Source organism: Mesorhizobium sp. M0590 (genome assembly GCF_040320905.1).
Lineage (GTDB): Bacteria > Pseudomonadota > Alphaproteobacteria > Rhizobiales > Rhizobiaceae > Mesorhizobium.
The window spans coordinates 72,284-88,575 of record NZ_JAMYQN010000010.1; the positions used below are offsets into that span (position 1 = coordinate 72,284).

Genomic DNA, 16,292 nt, shown 5'->3' on the forward strand with positions numbered 1-16,292 from the left:
GCATAAGAAAGCTGGACTTCTCTCAGGGATTAGCCATGCCGCGCATTGCCTATGTGAACGGGCGCTACGTCGCTCACGCCGAAGCTTCCGTGCATATCGAGGACCGTGGCTATCAATTCGCCGATGGCGTCTACGAGGTCTGCGAGGTGGCACGAGGCTTCATCGTCGACATGCCGCGCCATCTCGCCCGATTGAACCGCTCACTTGCCGAACTCTCGATCGATTGGCCGATCACGCGCGGCGTGCTGCCGCTCGTCATGCGCGAGGTGGTGCGCCGCAACCATGTCGTCGACGGCCTGGTCTATGTCCAGGTGACACGCGGCGTCGCCAGCCGCGAGTTTTTCTTCCCGCCGGCGGACACGAAGCCGTCGCTGGTGGTGACCGCCAAAAAAGCCGATCCTGCAGCTGCCGCGAAGCGGGCCGAGAGCGGGATCCGGGTTATCACAGTGCCGGAGAACCGGTGGGATCGGGTCGATATCAAGTCGGTCGGCCTGCTGCCGAACGTGCTGGCCAAGCAGAAAGCCAAGGAAGCCGGCGCTCAGGAGGCCTGGTTCGTCGATGTCGACGGCACCGTCAAGGAAGGTGGATCGTCGAACGCCTGGATCATCACCGGGGATGGCGTGCTGGTGACGCGGCCGGCCGAGCACGGCATCCTGCGCGGCATCACCCGTACGACCCTGTTCGACGTGGCCGCCAAGCTCGGCCTGAAGATCGAGGAGCGCGGTTTTTCGGTGGCCGAAGCCAAGGCCGCGCGCGAGGTTTTCATCAGTTCCGCGACCACGATTGCCATGCCGGTGGTGGCGATCGATGGCGCTCCCGTCGCCAACGGCCACCCGGGCTCGCTAACAGTTTCATTACGGCAGGCCTTTTTTGACGTTGCGGAAAAAAGTCCAGCCTGATAACCGCACAGATGGAATGAACATCAATATATCTCGTTCTGCTTGTCGTTACTGACGGCAAGATGGTGTTTGCGTGCTTGACATGTGCCGGCTAATTTGGCGCATTGGCCTGCAAACCGAAGGGGATCGGCGAAAGACAAGAACAATGGCGGAACGATCGCAAAATCTTCAGGACCTGTTCCTGAATTCAGTTCGCAAGAGCAAAAATCCACTCACCATCTTTCTCATCAACGGCGTGAAGCTGACCGGCGTGGTCACTTCGTTCGACAATTTCTGCGTTCTGCTGCGTCGCGACGGCCATTCCCAGCTTGTCTACAAGCACGCTATTTCCACGATCATGCCGAGCCAGCCGGTTCAGATGTTCGATGGTGAGGAAAGCCAGGGCGCCTGATTGGCACGTGAGAAAGACGCGGACCGCAGCGTTCGCGGAAAACCAGCACATCAGACCGGGACAGAGGCCAACGGCCCGACCCGGGCGGTGGTTATCGTGCCGGTGCTTACCCGGCAGCCTCGTGGCGACGACGACACCAACCGCCCCCGCCTGACCCGTTCCGCCGAGGCTCGTCGCGACGAGGCCGTCGGCCTCGCCAGCGCGATCGACCTCGACCTGGTCCACACGGCGGTGGTGACCGTCAACGATCCACGCCCGGCGACCTTGCTCGGCAGCGGCAAGGTGGCGGAGTTCGCTGAGATCGTCAAAGAGGGCCACGCGGAAGTGGTCATTGTCGATCATCCGCTGACCCCGGTACAGCAGCGCAACCTCGAAAAAGAGTTGAACACCAAGGTGCTCGACCGCACCGGGCTGATCCTGGAGATTTTCGGCGAGCGCGCCCGCACCAAGGAAGGCACGCTGCAGGTCGATCTTGCCCATCTCAACTACCAGAAAGGCCGCCTTGTGCGGAGCTGGACCCACCTCGAGCGCCAGCGTGGCGGCGCCGGCTTTCTCGGCGGCCCTGGCGAGACCCAGATCGAGTCGGATCGGCGTGTGCTGCAGGACAAGATCACCAAGCTGAAGCACGAGCTCGAAACTGTGCGCCGCACCCGCGACCTGCACCGCGCCAAGCGCAAGAAGGTGCCATTTCCGGTGGTAGCGATCGTCGGCTACACCAATGCCGGCAAGTCGACTCTGTTCAACCGGATGACCGGAGCAGGGGTGCTGGCCGAAGACATGCTGTTTGCCACGCTCGACCCGACGCTGCGCCGCGTGCGCCTGCCGCACGGCACGCCGATCATCCTTTCCGATACGGTCGGCTTCATTTCCGACCTGCCAACGCATCTGGTCGCGGCCTTCAGGGCGACGCTGGAGGAAGTGGTCGAGGCAGACCTCGTCATTCATCTGCGCGACATCTCCGATCCCGATACGGCCGCGCAGGCCGAAGATGTCGAGCGCATCCTTGCCGATCTCGGCGTCGATGCCCGCGATAGCAAGCGCGTCATTGAAGTATGGAACAAGATCGACCGGCTCGACGAGGGCAACCGGGCGCGGCTGCTTGCCGATGGTGCTGACGGCAAGAAGGCACCGCCGATCGCCATATCGGCGATAACCGGCGAGGGCATCGATGCGCTGAAGGCGATCATCGAGACGATGATGTCGGGCGAACTGGAGACGTTCACCGTCACACTCAAGCCCGACCAACTCGGCGTCGTCGACTGGCTTTACCGCAACGGCGACATCATCTCGCGCGACGACAATGAGGATGGCAGCGTAACCGTCGCGCTCAAGGCTACACACAACGCTCGGCAGGAGATCGAAAGCCGATTGCGCCGTCAAAACAACGGGTAGAGGCGTTTACTTCGCGCTTTTTGCCTGCTGCCAGAGCGCTTCCATCTCGTCCAGCGTCGCCTCTTCGAGGCTGTTTCCCGACGCTTGCAGCGTCCGCTCGACATAGTGGAAGCGCGACCGGAATTTTTCGTTGGTGCCGCTGAGTGCCGCTTCGGAATCAATTTTGAGGTGCCGGCCGAGATTGACGACCGCAAACAGCATGTCGCCGAACTCGTCCTTGATCGGCGCAGTGTCGCCTTTGGCCAGCGCTTCTCGCAATTCGCCGATCTCCTCCTCTATCTTTTCGAGGATCGGTGCCGCCTCGCTCCAGTCGAAGCCGACGCGGGCGGCCTTTTCCTGCAGTTTGAGCGCTCGGGTCAGTGCGGGCAGGGCAACCGGCACGCTGTCGAGAAAGCCCTTGCCATGGTCTTCCGGGTCGAGCCCACGGGTGAGGCGAGCACTGCGCTTCTCCGCCTTTTCCTCTGCCTTGATCTTTTCCCACATGCCCTTGGCCATGCCGGCGCTGCGCGCCTTGTTGTCGCCGAAGACATGGGGGTGGCGGCGGATCATTTTTGTGGTGATGGCCTGGACTACATCGCCGAATGAAAATTCGCCGGCCTCCTCGGCCATTTGCGCGTGGTAGACCACTTGCAGCAGGAGATCGCCGAGTTCATCCCGCAGATCGTCGAGGTCGCCGCGCGCAATGGCGTCCGCCACTTCGTAGGCTTCCTCGATCGTGTATGGCGCGATTGTCGAACAGTCCTGCTCGATATCCCACGGGCAACCGGTTTCCGGCGCCCGCAGCGCTGCCATGATCTCGATCAGTCGGGAAATGTCTTTCGAGGGTTTCATCTGGGAAACGCTATCCTGTACACGGCTGTGCGGCCAACGGCTTCAGCCGGTGAGGGTGCCTTGTCCACAGATGGGCCGCCAGACCATGATACGAAAGTGGAAGCCGGTTTCCGGAAGATCCTAGTTAGCAAAAGCATCAGTCGAGCACGGAGACTATCGCCTTGGCGAGCGCATCCATGCCGTCCTCGGGCAGGCCGGCAACGTTGATGCGGCTGTCGCCGACCATGTAGATGGCATGCTCGGCGCGCAGCCGCTCGACTTGCGCTTCCGACAGGCCAAGCCGGGAAAACATGCCGCGATGGCTGGCGACGAAATCGAAACGGTCGGAGTTGGACTGCCGCCGCAGCGCCTCGGCGAACTGGACGCGCAGCCGCAGCATGCGCAGCCGCATCTCTTCAAGCTCTGCCTCCCAGTCGGAACGCAATGCGGGGTCTTCAAGCACGATGCGCACCGCCGCCGCGCCGTGGTCCGGCGGCATCGAATACATGGCGCGCGCCGCCGACAGCATCTGGCCCATCGCCAAATCCGCCTGCGCGCCGTCTTTCGCCATGATCAGCGCTGCACCGACTCGGTCGCGATAGACGGCAAAGTTCTTCGAGCAGCTGGAGGCAACGACCATTTCCGGAACTTTTGCCGCCAGAAGGCGCAAGCCGGCGGCATCCGCATCAAGTCCCTCGCCAAAGCCCTGATAGGCGATGTCGACAAAGGGCAGCAGGCCGCGCTCAACGACAAGATCGGCAATGGCAGCCCATTGCGAGATGTCTAGATTGGCGCCTGTCGGGTTATGGCAACAGCCATGCAACAATACGACGTCGCCGGGATTCGCGGTTCTCAATGCATTCAGCATGTCGTCGAAGCGAACCGCACCAGAAGCAGCGTCGAAATAGGGATATTCGCGTGTCTGCAGGCCAGCGCCGCGCATCACCGGCATGTGGTTCGGCCATGTCGGATCCGACAGCCAGACCATCGCGTCGGTGCGGGTCCTTTTCAGCAGCTCTGCAACCAGCCGCAGCGCGCCGGAGCCGCCCGGCGCCTGCGCCGCACGAATGCGCGTCATGTCGGCGGCTGGGCCGAACACCAACCTGGCCATCGCCGCGTTGAAGGCGGTATCGCCGGCAAGGCCGAGATAGGTCTTGGTATCCTGGCCCTGCAGCAGCCGCTTTTCGGCTTCGCGCACCGCGCGCATCACCGGCGTCTTGCCGTCGCGATCCCTATAAACGCCGACCCCAAGATCGACCTTGTCGGGACGCGGGTCGGCGCGATAGAGACCGATCAAGGCCAGGATCTTGTCGGCAGGCGCGGGCTGGAGATTTTCGAACATCGATAAGGTTCCGTTGGCGGCGGAGTGATACGCAAACCGGCCGTACTTTGCCAGCAGTTTCATATGCGCCAACTCGGCGCCGGTTTGCCTCGAGGGCGGCCGATACTATCTGGCGGGCGAGAGCGGGCCCGATATCTCCCAGGACGAGAACGCGGCGAGCCGTAAGAAAATTTCGGGGAGAGCGGGATTAACATCCCGACCTGCTCCGTAAACAGGACATGAAACGGCCGATGCCACGCTTCGATATTCTGGGACAGCTCGGTTCGCTGCGCCGCTATGCACGCTCGCTGACGCGCGACAGCGCCGATGCAGAGGATCTGCTGCATGATGCGCTGGTGCGTGCCTATGAGCGACGCGGCAGCTTCCACTCCGGCGGAAATCTTCGCGTATGGCTGCTGTCGATCGTCCATAATGCATTCATCGACGGTCTGCGGTCCCGCAAATCCGAAGCAATGCGCATCGAACAGGCCGGCTATCTCGCCGAGGCGAATGTCCAGGCTCCGCAGGAACATTCGGTCCGTCTGGCGCAGGTGCGCGAAGCGTTTTTCGAATTGCCGGAGGAGCAGCGTTCGGCGTTGCATCTCGTCGCCATCGAGGGGCTTAGCTACAGCCAGGCCGCTGAGGTGAGTGGCGTGCCGCTTGGCACGCTGATGTCGCGCATCGGCAGGGCGCGTGCGGCCCTGCGCGAGATGGAGGACGCGGTGCCGGCACGCGTGAAAGGCCATCTGAAGATCGTCGGAGGTGGATCATGAACCAACTGCGCGATCCCGTGACCGACGCCGATCTCGACGCCTATGTCGACGATCAGCTGGACGTGGCTCGTCGCATCGAGGTCGAGGCGTTCCTTTCGGCCCGCCCGGACGCCGCCGCGCGGGTGATGTTCGACTTACGGATGCGTGACGAATTGCGCGTGGCGCTTGCCGGATCGAAAGGCATGGCGCGGCCCGCGACGGCCGATGCTGCACGGCGGCTGGAGCGGGGATTGGCGCGCGGCCGCGTCCTTGGTGCTTTGCAGCGAGTTGCGGCAGTCGCTGTCTTCGTCGCTGCCGGCTGGCTTGCGAACGGGCTCATCGGACCGATATCGGTGACGGAAGTCGTCGCTTCGACCCATCCGCCGGCCTATGTGGAGGACGCGGTCCGGGCGCACCGCACGACGCTCGTACGCGAGGCGATGTCGTCGCAACCCGAAGCACCCGGCTACAATGCCGACGAAATCCGCGCCGCGACGGCGATCGTGATGCCATCGCTGCCAGCGGACTGGACGGTCCGTGACGTGCAGATCTATCCATCGCAATTCGGACCGAGCGTCGAGATGGCTATCGAGACGAAAGAGATGGGGCTGGTCTCGTTGTTCGCGATCAGGCCCGGAACATTCGACGTCGTCAAGCCGACCGTCGTTCCCTCGGGCGAAGTTTCCTCGGCTTATTTCCAGATCGGCGAGGTCGCCTACGCGGTCGTCGGACGCAGCGATGTCGGCGGTCTCGATCGCACGGCCGAAGCCCTCGCCAAAACGCTTTACTGATCGACCTGCAAGAAGGAGAACCACATGAACAATCTCGGATATATCGGGGCCGGAGCCCGAGCCGGAGCCGTCTACGATGAAGGCCTGCGCCGGCACATGCTGCGCGTCTATAACTATATGGGCCTTGGCCTCGTCGTTACGGGCGTGATCGCGTTCGTGGTGGCTTCCACGCCCGCTCTTTACGTGCCGATCTTCTCCACACCGCTGAAATGGGTGGTGATGCTGGCCCCGCTGGCCTTTGTGCTCTTGTTCTCGTTTCGGATGCAGGCGATGTCGGCAGGCGGCGCCCAGGCGATGTTCTGGGCATTCTGCGCGGTCATGGGCCTGTCGCTGGCTTCCGTGTTCCTGGTCTTTACCGGCACCAGCATCGCACGCACCTTCTTCATCGCCGCCACCATGTTCGGCGCGACCAGCCTTTACGGGTACACGACCAAACGCGACCTGACGCAGTTTTCGTCGTTCCTGATCATGGGCCTGATCGGCGTGGTGATCGCCAGCATCGTCAATATCTTCCTGGGCTCGACCGCGCTCCAATTCGCGATCTCTGTGATCGGCATCGCCGTCTTCATCGGCCTCACCGCCTGGGATACCCAGACGATCAAGGAGCAGTATGCGGAAAACTTCGGCGCGGAATCACAGCAGAAACTCGCTGTCTTCGGGGCATTCTCGCTCTATCTGAACTTCATCAACATCTTCCAACTGCTGTTGAACTTCACCGGCGAGCGCGAATAGCCGGCGTTGAACCAAGACCGGAGTTGGACATCCTGGACAGAAACGATCAGCAAGCGATCGGACAGCTCTTCGAGAAGTTGGCAAGCGCCGAGCGCCAGGCGCCGCCGCGCGATGCCGAAGCAGAGCGCTTCATCCAGGACCAGATCACCCAGCAGCCTGGGGCGCCATATTACATGGCCCAGACGATCGTGGTGCAGGAGCAGGCCCTGAACGCAGCTCAGGCGCGCATAGAAGAACTGGAGGAGCAGGCGCGGCAGCCGGCCGGCGGTGGACCGCTCAGCGGCTTCTTCGGCCGCAGCGGCGGCAGGCGCTCAGGCTCGGTTCCGCGGGTAGGGCGCACCGCCTCCGTTGCAACTGAAGGGCCGCAGGACACGCCACAACGGGCAGGCGGCGGTTTTCTTGCCGACGCCGCGCAGACCGCGATGGGCGTGGCGGGCGGCGTGCTGCTCGGCAACGCGATCGCCGGCGTGCTTGGCGGCAGCGAAGCGAAGGCAGCTGAACAGCCGACGCCGCAGCCGGACGAAGCCGATCAGGCAGGCGATTCCAGCTCCGATAATGGCGGTGACTTCGGTGATATGGAGTTCTGACGAGCGACCCAGCCTGTGCCTGTGCTGGCGCTGGTGACGATTGCGGGTCAGCATCGGCGAGGTGGCAAGGGCAACATCCGGGAAGCGAGCCCTCGCCGGCGGCTAATAGCCCAGGCGCTTCAGTTCAGCCTTGACCGCCGCGATCGTCCGCCGGCGGCTAATAGCCCAGGCGCTTCAGTTCAGCCTTGACCGCCGCGATCGTCTTGAAGCGGAAGTGCTTCGTTGCGCCGTCGCGCCAATGGCAGTCGCATGTGGTATCGAACTTCCGGCTCGCTTTCAATTGAGTCAGCGCCTTCTGGCCTGGCTTGGGGCCATCGAAGATGCGAACTTCGTAGAGCGTCCCTTCGACATCGTAGTGCATCTGAGCCCAGGAAAGTATCACGATCAGTTCCTTTGCCGGGTCGTGGTCGGCGTTGGCGAGGCCGAGCGCTATGTCCGGTGTGTCGCCCTCTTGTTCACCGATCGTGACCTGGATTGCGCGATATCTGTTGTCAGCTAGCCGTTGTAGCGCGACGAGTGGGCGTTCCGGATATTCCTCAGTAGTCTGGTAATCGACGAAGAGTGTCTGGAGGCCGTTCCAGCTCACGGCTGTGGTGTGCGGATCAGCATTGTCGGCGAACCCAACAACACGTTTGGCGAAAGCCAGGTCGTTCTCGCCTGGCGCACGATCAAAGTCCTGCGCTCGCGCGCCAGTGAGCGCGCAGGCGAGGGTGAGGGCAAGACTTGCAAGCAGTGGGAGTGTGTTCATGATTCGCAACCCTAGCATGCCCGTTGCCCCACAGCGCTGTCGCGAATGTCTAAGAGTGACCGCCCGATCTCGCCGCCAACGGATGCTATAGGCGTAGTCGCATAAGATAGATTATGGAACTAGCTTGGCCGATTGGATGTGACGTGAAGATAGCACCTCGCGAGATCCAACTCGGGAACCCAGGCCGTAAAAACTTAGTCTTTCACGCTGATTCGTAAGGGATTTCGATCGTCATGCCGTCATAAGCAGGCTCGACGTTGGCCGGCGTCTCGGCCATTACCGTAGCGTAGTCGAGTGGCACATGCATATGCGTCAGCACCGCGTTCTTCGGCGCCAGTCTTTCGATCCAGCCAAGCGCCTGGCCAAGCGACAGATGGCTCGGATGGACGGTGTATTGCAGCGCGTCGATGACCAGCATGTCCAGCCCGCGCAAACGCTTGGCGGTCGCCTCCGGAAAGTCGCTGACGTCAGGGCAATAGGCCAGCCCGCCGATGCGGAAACCCAGCGAGGTGATGTCGCCATGGAGCTGCAGCAGCGGTTCGAGGGTGAGGGCGCCGCCCTCGCCTGCGATCACCACCGGCCTGTGGTGGTCGATGATATGGGCGTTGACGATCGGCGGATACGAACTGCCTTTCGGTGTTTCGAAACAGTAGCGGAACGCCTCGCGTAGGCGCAGCATGGTAGCCTGATCCGCATGGATGTCGATCCGGTGGCGCTGCTCGAGCACGAAGCCGCGCAAATCGTCGATGCCGTGGATATGGTCGGCATGCGGATGTGTATAGACCACCGCATCGATGCGCTTGACCGATGCCAGCAGCATCTGCTCGCGGAAATCCGGGCCGGTGTCGATGACGACCGTGGTCCGGGCGCCACTCGCCGCGATCCGCTCGACGAGCGCTGCGGTGCGCGTGCGCCGGTTCCGGGGGTTCGCGGGATCGCAATTGCCCCAGTCGCCGGTGATGCGTGGCGTGCCCGGCGATGAGCCGCAGCCGAGGATGGTAAGACGTAACCGGTCGCTCATGCGTCAGGCGCCCGGCGCGCTCGGGCGCGGCATTTTCCTGAACAGCCGGAAGAAATTATCCGTGGTGATATTAGCGATCTCGGCCTCGCTGAAGCCGATCGTCTCGGCCAGCACCTTGGCTGTATGCGCGACATAGGCGGGCTCATTACGCTTGCCGCGAAACGGGATCGGCGCAAGGTATGGCGCGTCGGTTTCGACCAGCAGACGGTCGCGCGGCACATCGGCGGCGACGGCGCGCAGCTCGGCGGAGTTCTTGAAGGTCAGGATGCCGGAAAACGAGACGTAGCCGCCGAGCGCCACGCCGATCTCGGCCAGCCGGCGCCCCGACGAAAAACAGTGCAGGATGAAGGGGAAGGCGCCCTTCCCCGTTTCTTCTTCGAGGATATCAGCCATGTCGTCGTCGGCGTCGCGCGAATGAATGACCAGCGGCAGACCGGTCACGCGCGCCGCAGCGATGTGGGTGCGAAAGCCCTGCGCCTGTGCGTCGCGCGGCGCATGATCGTAGAAATAGTCGAGTCCGGCCTCGCCAATCGCCACCACTTTGCGATGAGCAGAGAGCCGCACCAGATCATCGACAGTGACGTCAAGCTCTTCGGCCGCATTATGCGGATGGGTGCCGACCGAGCAATAGACCTCATCGAAAGTCTCTGCAATCTCAAGCACTTGGTTAAATCGCTTCACCCTCGTCGAGATCGTCACCATTCGGCCGATGCCGGCCGCTAGGGCGCGGGCGACAATGGCCGCCCGCTCTTCGGCGAAATCCGGAAAGTCGAGGTGGCAGTGACTGTCGACCAGCATCAGGCGTTCGCGTCCTGCTTTTCGTAACGCGGAAAGACCGCCTCCGGCGCGGGCAATGCCGTGCCGGGCACCAGCGCATAGTCGGCGTGGACATGCGCAAAGTCACGGTTGTCTGCCGGCACCGCCAGCAGGTCGAGCAGCTTAGCAGCCGACCCCGGAACAAAGGGCTGGCAGAGCAGCGTCACGCGCCGGACGACTTCGATCGTCGTCCACAGAACTGTCTTCATACGCTCTGGATCGCTTTTGCTTAGCGCCCAGGGTTGCTGAGAGGCGAAATAGCGGTCAGCTTCGGCCACCACTCCGAAGATCGCCGCCAGCGCCAAATGGATGCCCTGATCCGCCATCGCCTTTCGCGCGACGGCGAGTGCCCCCACCGCTTGGTCGAGGATGGCGCTGTCGGCTTCGGTCAGTTCGCCGCGCTTTGGCACCGCGCCGCTGCAGTTCTTGGCGATCATCTTCAGCGAGCGCTGCGCCAGATTGCCGAGGCCATTGGCAAGGTCGGCATTGGTGCGGTTGACGATCGCATCATGGCTGTAGCTGCCGTCCTGGCCGAACGGCACTTCGCGCAGCAAGAAATAGCGCACCTGGTCGAGGCCGTAGTGCTCGATCATCGCGAACGGGTCGATGACGTTGCCGACCGACTTCGACATTTTCTCGCCGCGGTTGAACAAAAAACCATGCGCGAACACGCGCTTCGGCAATTCGATGCCAGCCGACATCAGGAAAGCCGGCCAGTAGACCGCGTGGAAGCGGACGATGTCCTTGCCGATGACGTGCGCGTTTGCCGGCCAGAACGACCATCTCTTATTGGCCGGATCCGGATAGCCGGCGGCGGTGATGTAGTTGGTCAAGGCGTCGACCCAGACATACATCACATGCTTCTCGTCGCCCGGCACCGGGATGCCCCAGTCGAACGTGGTGCGCGAGATCGATAGGTCCTTCAGGCCGGACCTGACGAAGCTCATCACCTCATTGCGCCTCTCGGCAGGACCGACGAAATCGGGCTGGTTTTCGTAAAGTGCAAGGAGCCTGTCCTGATAAGCCGACAGCCGGAAGAAGTAGCTCTCTTCCTCGACCCATTCGACCGGCGTCCCCTGCGGCCCATAGCGGACATTGTCGGCACGCACCTCGGTCTCTTCTTCGCCGTAATAGGCTTCGTCACGCACCGAGTACCAGCCGGCATAGCCGCCTTTATAGACGTCGCCATTGGCGGCCATCGCCTTCCAGATCGCCTGCGAGGCCTTGTAGTGCCGCTTTTCCGTGGTGCGGATGAAATCGTCGTTGGAGGCATCGAGCGCGACGGCCATGCGCTCGAAATCGGCCGAGTTGCGGTCAGCCAGCTCGCGCGCTGAAATACCTTCTCTCTTCGCCGTCTGCAGCATCTTGATGCCGTGCTCGTCGGTGCCGGTGAGAAAGAGGACGTCCTTACCGTCGAGCCGCTGGAAGCGGGCCAGCGCGTCGGTGGCAATCAACTCGTAGGCATGGCCGATATGCGGTTTGCCGTTCGGATAGGAAATAGCCGTCGTGACGTAGTATTTTTCGCGTGCCATGGATGAGCCGTCATGAATGTCTGAATGAAAGATGTCGCGGTGAGATATCGCATCGAAACGGCAATTGCCATCCGACGCCAATGTGGTGGCTTCGAAGTTCCTGCGATTGATTGGGATCAATACTCAGGGGCTTCAAAGCCACGCCAGCGGCCGTCACATTCGCATTGCAGAATTCAGGCGGTCGATCATGGTCAGGGCGTGCTGCTTTTTGTCGAGATTGTAGGTCTCGGTTTCAGATATAGCGTTCAAAGCCTCGTGCCAAGTATCCGACAGCGTTTTGGCCCGCGCGAGATCGCCGGCGAGCGCGGCCTGGCTGGCGCCGGCCGACAGCAGATCAAGCGCGCGGCGATTGAATATCTCGAACGGGATTGCCTGGTCGCGGCCGGCGACCGCCTCGGCAAGACGGTAGGCGCCTGCGACATCTATCTTCTTGGACATCACCAGGGCGTCGAGGGTGGCGGCGATTTCGAGCCCTCCATACTGCGTCAACAGGATCGCATTGCGCGCGCTGCCCCCTGCCCGCTCCGCCAGCGCCGCGCGCGCCCCAGGATCCTCCGGTGGCGGCGGCTCGATGCCTTCCAGAACCGTCATCAAGCTCTCGGCATCTAGCCGCGCCAACCGCACCATCTGGCAGCGCGACCGGATCGTCGGCAGCAGACTGCCCGGCGCATGGACGATGAGGATGAACAAGGTGCGCGCGGGTGGCTCTTCAAGATTCTTCAGCAAGGCATTGGCAGCATTGGTGTTCATGTCGTCGGCGGGATCGACGATAACCACCCGGTAGCTGCCGTCGTGCGAGGTCAGCGACAGAAAACGGCTGACCTTGCGGATTTCGTCGACCGTGACCACTGTCTTGAAGCTCTTGGTCTTGTCGTTCGCCGGGCGTGTAAGATGCAGCACCGAAGGATGCGCGCCGGTGGCGATCTGTCGAAACAGCGACGAAGCCGGATCTGGAACGGCAAGGCTTTCCGGCGCCTGCTCGAAGGCCGGGTGCTTCAACAGATGATGCGCCAGGTGAAAGGCCAGCGTCGCCTTGCCGATGCCAACCGGTCCGGCAAAGATCAGTGCGTGCGGCAGCTTTCCCGAGCGGTAAGCGGTGGCGAGCATGTTGGCCGCCTGCAGGTGACCGACAAGACGCGGCGTCTCGGATGGCTCGGGCACCCCGTCCAGCGTATCGTGCTGTTCGGGCGCGATGCGTTCGAAAATCATGCTGGCGCCGCCTGCCTTCTTTGCGCCGGCATCATCCTCTCGAGAGCCGCGAAGACCGCGGCGGTAACGACATCCTCCACCGCATCTAGGTCGGCTGAGGCATCGACGACAACGCAGCGTTCGGGTTCAGCTGAGGCGATCGCGAGAAACGCCTCGCGCCGGCGTTGGTGGATGGCCAATGTTTCTTTCTCGAAGCGGTCCGGTCCGTCACTGCTGCCCCGCCGGGCGGTAGCGCGCCTCAGGCCCTCGGCGGGGTCGATGTCGAAGATCAGTGTCATGTCCGGCACCATGCCGTTGATGGCGACCTTCTCCAATGCGTCCATGAATGCCGGGTCGAGGCCGCCGGTGACGCCCTGGTAGACGCGCGAGGAATCCATGAAACGATCGCAAAGCACGACCGAACCGCGCTCGACTGCCGGCCGGATGACCTGTTCGACATGGTCGGAACGCGCAGCGGCGAAAAGCAGCGCTTCCATCTTGGGGCCGAACGGCTCGGCTGCGCCTGAAAGCAGGACATGCCTGACCGCCTCCGCGCCCGGCGAGCCACCCGGCTCACGTGTCACCAGCACATCGTATTTCTTGGCGCGCATCTTCTTTGCCAGCCGCTCGATCTGCGTCGACTTGCCTGCTCCTTCGCCGCCTTCAAAAGTGATGAAAAATCCGCGCGCCAAAGCCTTTGTCCATACTTCGGGGACCGTATAGTCCCGGCGGGAAAAAAGGTCCACCGCGACGGTGCTAACGCAGCCAGCCGACGGCCAGTTCCTTGGCGGCGCCCAGCGCGCGCTGCGGCAGCGAACCGACACCGATCGACTCGGCGGCAAACAGCGGCGTCTCCTGGCTCAGCGTATCGCCGATCCAGACGCGCAGCGTACCCACCGGCTGCCCCTCCTCCACCGGCGCTGCCACCGGTCCGTCATAGACGATCCTGGCGGTGAGCTTGTCGCGGTTGGTGATCGGCAGGAAGATCTGCACCGGTCCTTTTGCCTTTAACGCGACACCGGACTTGGCGCCGCCAAAGACCTGGGCTTCGCCAACCACTTCGTCCTTGGCGAATACTTCAGTCTTCTCGAAGGAGCGAACGCCCCAGTCAATCAGCTTTCGCGCTTCCTCAGCACGCTCACGGTCGTTTGCCAGGCCGCTCATCGCCGCGATCACCCTTGTGCCGTTGTGGCTGACCGAGCCGACAATGCCGAACCCGGATTGCTCGCTGGCACCGACCGCGAGCCCGTCGGCGCCTATGTCCATGGCCAGTAGCGGATTGCGGTTCCTCTGGGAAATCTTGTTCCAGGTAAAATCCTTCTGGCCGTAATAGCGGTAGAGATCCGGGTAGTTGCGCCAGATATGCAGCGCCAGAAGCGCGAGTTCGCGAACGCTCGTTTGCTGCCCATCGGCCGGCAGACCGGTGGAATTGACGAAAGTCGATTTCTGCAAGCCGATCTGGCGGGCACGCTCGGTCATCTGCGCTGCGAAGTTTGCTTCGGACCCGGCCATCCCTTCAGCGATGACGATACAGCCGTCATTGGCCGCCTGCACGGTCACGCCCTGGATCAGGTCTTCCAGCCGGATCGTCGACTTGAGCTTGGCGAACATGGTCGATGTCCCCGAAGGAGCGCCGCCTTTGCGCCAGGCGTTCTCGCTCACCACGAAGGTGTCTTCGAGCGTCATGCGCCCTGATTTGATGGCGTCGAAGACCACTTCCATCGTCATCAGCTTGGCCAGCGAGGCCGGCGGGATCAACCTGTCGGCGTCCTTGGAAAACAGCACGGTTCCGGTTTCGGCATCGATCATGAAGGCCTGCGCGGCCTTGGTCTCGAAAAGCTGTGCTGAGGCCGGCACAAGCGAGAGCATCAGCAGGCAGAGCGTTATGAGCCCAGTGAAAGGCTGAAAAAATTTCATCAGGTTCGCCCAGTGAGCCGGCGCTTTTGCAGGTTGGCAGAAGCTATCAGGCTTTTGCCTGGCGTATCAATCGCGCACGAAAAAACCAGGCAGCCCCGAGCTCAGTTGCGTACCGCAAGCGCATCCGGCGCACCATGCGACCACGCTGCCTGCAGCATCTCGTCCAGGCTGCCACGACCGTCGGCAAAGAGGTTGACCGAGTACCAGTCCTTGCCTTCAAGTTCCGAGCGCTGGATCTCGGTCTTGCCGAAGCTGGAAAGCTGGGCCGCCACACGCTCCGCTTCGGCGGCATTCTCGAATGAACCCGCCGCGACATAGTCCGTTGGCGGACCGGCTGGAGGAGCTTGCCGCTTCCACGATTGAAGAATTTCGGCGGGCGACATGCCGGCGCCATCCAGCTCGGCAAACGCGTTGGAGGCGCGTTGCACGCGCTCGTCCGCGTAAGACAGCGACGCCACGGTGAACGGCGATTGCGCCGGCAGGTTGATCTCCGGGCGCTCCGGCACGATCGGGCCGAAATCGGGCAGTACAATGTCTCCCAAAGCAGATGCTTGCACTGCCATGACAGGCCCTGCATCGGATCCCTGCCCGGAATTCGTCAGCTGACCGGGGAACGGCACGGCAGCAGCGCTCACCGGCAGGCTTGGCGACGGCCCATTCATCGCGACCATGACACCGCTGGGCAGGCCGTCCGACGGATCCGGCGCCCTGTTGCCTGGACGATACGAAGCCACAAGATACTGCCCGTCATTGCCTTCGAGCGGCGCACGGCCGACATATTCGACCTTCACCTCGGCCGTACCGATGTTGGCATAATCGAGCATTTCAGCAGCGCGCTTCGACACATCGATGATGCGTCCATCATGATAGGGTCCGCGGTCGTTGACGCGCACGATCACCGAGCTGCCGGTCTTCATGTTGGTGACCCGCGCATAGCTCGGCAGCGGCATGGTCGGATGCGCCGCCGTCAGATCTGCCATGTCGTAGACTTCGCCGTTGGCGGTCAACCGGCCGTGGAAGGCCTCACCGTACCAGGATGCGAGGCCAACCTTGGCGTAACGTTTGTCTTCCTTCGGATAATACCACTTGCCGCGCACCTGATAGGGCTTGCCGAGCTGGTCGCGTCCGCGAGACGTCTTGAACATGACGCGCGGGCTGGCTTTCACGCCGTATTCGGCTTCGGAAAAATATTCCTTGGAGCGAGGTTTCTTGTTGACCATCGCCTTTTGCTGCGGCCCGGCACATGCTGCAAGAAAGGCTGCCGACAAGGCAAACAGCGCGAAAGCGGAAGCGCGACGAAGACGCGGGCGCGCCGTGGTCTGCATATTTTGATTATCCCCTATAGCATCGACGAAGGCACCGCAGCATGAACGTCAGCGATGCCAAAGCACCCAC

General features: G+C 62.4%; 17 protein-coding genes. 7 read left to right on the forward strand and 10 right to left on the reverse strand.

Features of this window, described 5'->3' with window-relative positions; genetic code table 11:
• Positions 1-35 precede the first annotated feature (35 nt).
• The 3 genes from NKI52_RS18030 to hflX all read left to right on the forward strand — a co-directional run bounded on the left by NKI52_RS18030 (position 36) and on the right by hflX (position 2,682).
• On the forward strand, positions 36-899 hold the full coding sequence (locus tag NKI52_RS18030) for a D-amino-acid transaminase (RefSeq protein WP_352457488.1): 864 nt from the start codon (positions 36-38) through the stop codon (positions 897-899).
• Between the two features lie 145 nt (positions 900-1,044).
• Complete coding sequence (gene hfq / locus NKI52_RS18035; protein ID WP_006202172.1) at positions 1,045-1,290, forward strand: RNA chaperone Hfq; 246 nt, start codon at positions 1,045-1,047, stop codon at positions 1,288-1,290.
• Positions 1,291-2,682 carry a GTPase HflX gene (gene hflX / locus NKI52_RS18040; RefSeq protein ID WP_352698848.1) on the forward strand — a complete coding sequence of 464 codons (1,392 nt, stop codon included), beginning with the start codon at positions 1,291-1,293 and terminating at the stop codon, positions 2,680-2,682. It begins immediately after the preceding gene.
• A 6-nt stretch (positions 2,683-2,688) separates the two neighbouring features.
• On the opposite strand, the gene mazG is transcribed toward hflX, so the two are convergent.
• Positions 2,689-3,513 (reverse strand): nucleoside triphosphate pyrophosphohydrolase, encoded by an 825-nt coding sequence (gene mazG, locus NKI52_RS18045; protein WP_352698850.1) that lies wholly within the window; start codon positions 3,511-3,513, stop codon positions 2,689-2,691.
• Between the two features lie 136 nt (positions 3,514-3,649).
• The gene (locus NKI52_RS18050) at positions 3,650-4,834 is read right to left on the reverse strand and encodes an amino acid aminotransferase (RefSeq protein WP_352681275.1); all 1,185 of its coding nucleotides are present in this window, start codon (positions 4,832-4,834) and stop codon (positions 3,650-3,652) included.
• Positions 4,835-5,052: 218 nt separating this feature from the next.
• Here NKI52_RS18050 and NKI52_RS18055 point away from each other — a divergent pair, with 218 nt between their 5' ends.
• The 4 genes from NKI52_RS18055 to NKI52_RS18070 are packed head-to-tail and all read left to right on the forward strand — an operon-like array spanning position 5,053 to position 7,675.
• Entirely contained in the window at positions 5,053-5,586 is a 534-nt protein-coding gene (locus tag NKI52_RS18055) for a sigma-70 family RNA polymerase sigma factor (RefSeq protein WP_502897765.1), read from the forward strand.
• Positions 5,583-6,356 carry an anti-sigma factor family protein gene (locus NKI52_RS18060; protein WP_352698855.1) on the forward strand — a complete coding sequence of 258 codons (774 nt, stop codon included), beginning with the start codon at positions 5,583-5,585 and terminating at the stop codon, positions 6,354-6,356. Before NKI52_RS18055 ends, NKI52_RS18060 begins: the two co-directional genes overlap by 4 nt.
• Before the next feature lie 24 nt (positions 6,357-6,380).
• A complete protein-coding gene (locus NKI52_RS18065) occupies positions 6,381-7,088 on the forward strand; it encodes a Bax inhibitor-1/YccA family protein (RefSeq protein ID WP_023675065.1) in 708 nt (235 codons plus the stop codon).
• A 23-nt stretch (positions 7,089-7,111) separates the two neighbouring features.
• Positions 7,112-7,675, forward strand: a complete 564-nt coding sequence (locus NKI52_RS18070; protein ID WP_245274627.1) for a DUF2076 domain-containing protein — start codon at positions 7,112-7,114, stop codon at positions 7,673-7,675.
• Positions 7,676-7,832: 157 nt separating this feature from the next.
• Here the strand turns inward: NKI52_RS18070 and NKI52_RS18075 are convergent, their stop codons facing one another.
• The 8 genes from NKI52_RS18075 to NKI52_RS18110 form a co-directional block, all read right to left on the reverse strand.
• Positions 7,833-8,423, reverse strand: a complete 591-nt coding sequence (locus NKI52_RS18075) for a hypothetical protein (protein WP_352593878.1) — start codon at positions 8,421-8,423, stop codon at positions 7,833-7,835.
• Positions 8,424-8,625: 202 nt separating this feature from the next.
• Entirely contained in the window at positions 8,626-9,444 is an 819-nt protein-coding gene (locus tag NKI52_RS18080; RefSeq protein WP_352698857.1) for an MBL fold metallo-hydrolase, read from the reverse strand.
• Between the two features lie 3 nt (positions 9,445-9,447).
• The gene (locus NKI52_RS18085) at positions 9,448-10,242 is read right to left on the reverse strand and encodes a TatD family hydrolase (protein ID WP_352646059.1); all 795 of its coding nucleotides are present in this window, start codon (positions 10,240-10,242) and stop codon (positions 9,448-9,450) included.
• Positions 10,242-11,792, reverse strand: a complete 1,551-nt coding sequence (gene metG / locus NKI52_RS18090; RefSeq protein ID WP_352698859.1) for a methionine--tRNA ligase — start codon at positions 11,790-11,792, stop codon at positions 10,242-10,244. The genes NKI52_RS18085 and metG overlap by 1 nt, the downstream gene beginning before the upstream one ends.
• Before the next feature lie 153 nt (positions 11,793-11,945).
• Positions 11,946-13,001, reverse strand: a complete 1,056-nt coding sequence (locus tag NKI52_RS18095; protein ID WP_352646063.1) for a DNA polymerase III subunit delta' — start codon at positions 12,999-13,001, stop codon at positions 11,946-11,948.
• Positions 12,998-13,672, reverse strand: a complete 675-nt coding sequence (tmk, locus tag NKI52_RS18100; protein WP_352448921.1) for a dTMP kinase — start codon at positions 13,670-13,672, stop codon at positions 12,998-13,000. The genes NKI52_RS18095 and tmk overlap by 4 nt, the downstream gene beginning before the upstream one ends.
• A gap of 64 nt (positions 13,673-13,736) precedes the next feature.
• Positions 13,737-14,897: a D-alanyl-D-alanine carboxypeptidase family protein gene (locus NKI52_RS18105; protein WP_352698861.1), complete on the reverse strand. Its 1,161-nt coding sequence runs from the start codon at positions 14,895-14,897 to the stop codon at positions 13,737-13,739.
• Positions 14,898-14,998: 101 nt separating this feature from the next.
• Positions 14,999-16,222, reverse strand: a complete 1,224-nt coding sequence (locus NKI52_RS18110) for a septal ring lytic transglycosylase RlpA family protein (protein WP_352698863.1) — start codon at positions 16,220-16,222, stop codon at positions 14,999-15,001.
• Between the last annotated feature and the right edge of the window lie 70 nt (positions 16,223-16,292).

What these genes read in the sequence shown, in the direction of transcription:
- NKI52_RS18075 (WP_352593878.1), bottom strand. Translation starts at nt 8,423, where the DNA reads ATGAACACACTCCCACTGCTTGCAAGTCTTGCCCTCACCCTCGCCTGC.
- NKI52_RS18085 (WP_352646059.1), bottom strand. Translation starts at nt 10,242, where the DNA reads ATGCTGGTCGACAGTCACTGCCACCTCGACTTTCCGGATTTCGCCGAA.
- NKI52_RS18055 (WP_502897765.1), top strand. Translation starts at nt 5,053, where the DNA reads ATGAAACGGCCGATGCCACGCTTCGATATTCTGGGACAGCTCGGTTCG.
- NKI52_RS18060 (WP_352698855.1), top strand. Translation starts at nt 5,583, where the DNA reads ATGAACCAACTGCGCGATCCCGTGACCGACGCCGATCTCGACGCCTAT.
- NKI52_RS18080 (WP_352698857.1), bottom strand. Translation starts at nt 9,444, where the DNA reads ATGAGCGACCGGTTACGTCTTACCATCCTCGGCTGCGGCTCATCGCCG.
- metG (WP_352698859.1), bottom strand. Translation starts at nt 11,792, where the DNA reads ATGGCACGCGAAAAATACTACGTCACGACGGCTATTTCCTATCCGAAC.
- NKI52_RS18105 (WP_352698861.1), bottom strand. Translation starts at nt 14,897, where the DNA reads ATGAAATTTTTTCAGCCTTTCACTGGGCTCATAACGCTCTGCCTGCTG.
- hfq (WP_006202172.1), top strand. Translation starts at nt 1,045, where the DNA reads ATGGCGGAACGATCGCAAAATCTTCAGGACCTGTTCCTGAATTCAGTT.
- NKI52_RS18065 (WP_023675065.1), top strand. Translation starts at nt 6,381, where the DNA reads ATGAACAATCTCGGATATATCGGGGCCGGAGCCCGAGCCGGAGCCGTC.
- NKI52_RS18110 (WP_352698863.1), bottom strand. Translation starts at nt 16,222, where the DNA reads ATGCAGACCACGGCGCGCCCGCGTCTTCGTCGCGCTTCCGCTTTCGCG.
- NKI52_RS18030 (WP_352457488.1), top strand. Translation starts at nt 36, where the DNA reads ATGCCGCGCATTGCCTATGTGAACGGGCGCTACGTCGCTCACGCCGAA.
- NKI52_RS18050 (WP_352681275.1), bottom strand. Translation starts at nt 4,834, where the DNA reads ATGTTCGAAAATCTCCAGCCCGCGCCTGCCGACAAGATCCTGGCCTTG.
- NKI52_RS18095 (WP_352646063.1), bottom strand. Translation starts at nt 13,001, where the DNA reads ATGATTTTCGAACGCATCGCGCCCGAACAGCACGATACGCTGGACGGG.
- mazG (WP_352698850.1), bottom strand. Translation starts at nt 3,513, where the DNA reads ATGAAACCCTCGAAAGACATTTCCCGACTGATCGAGATCATGGCAGCG.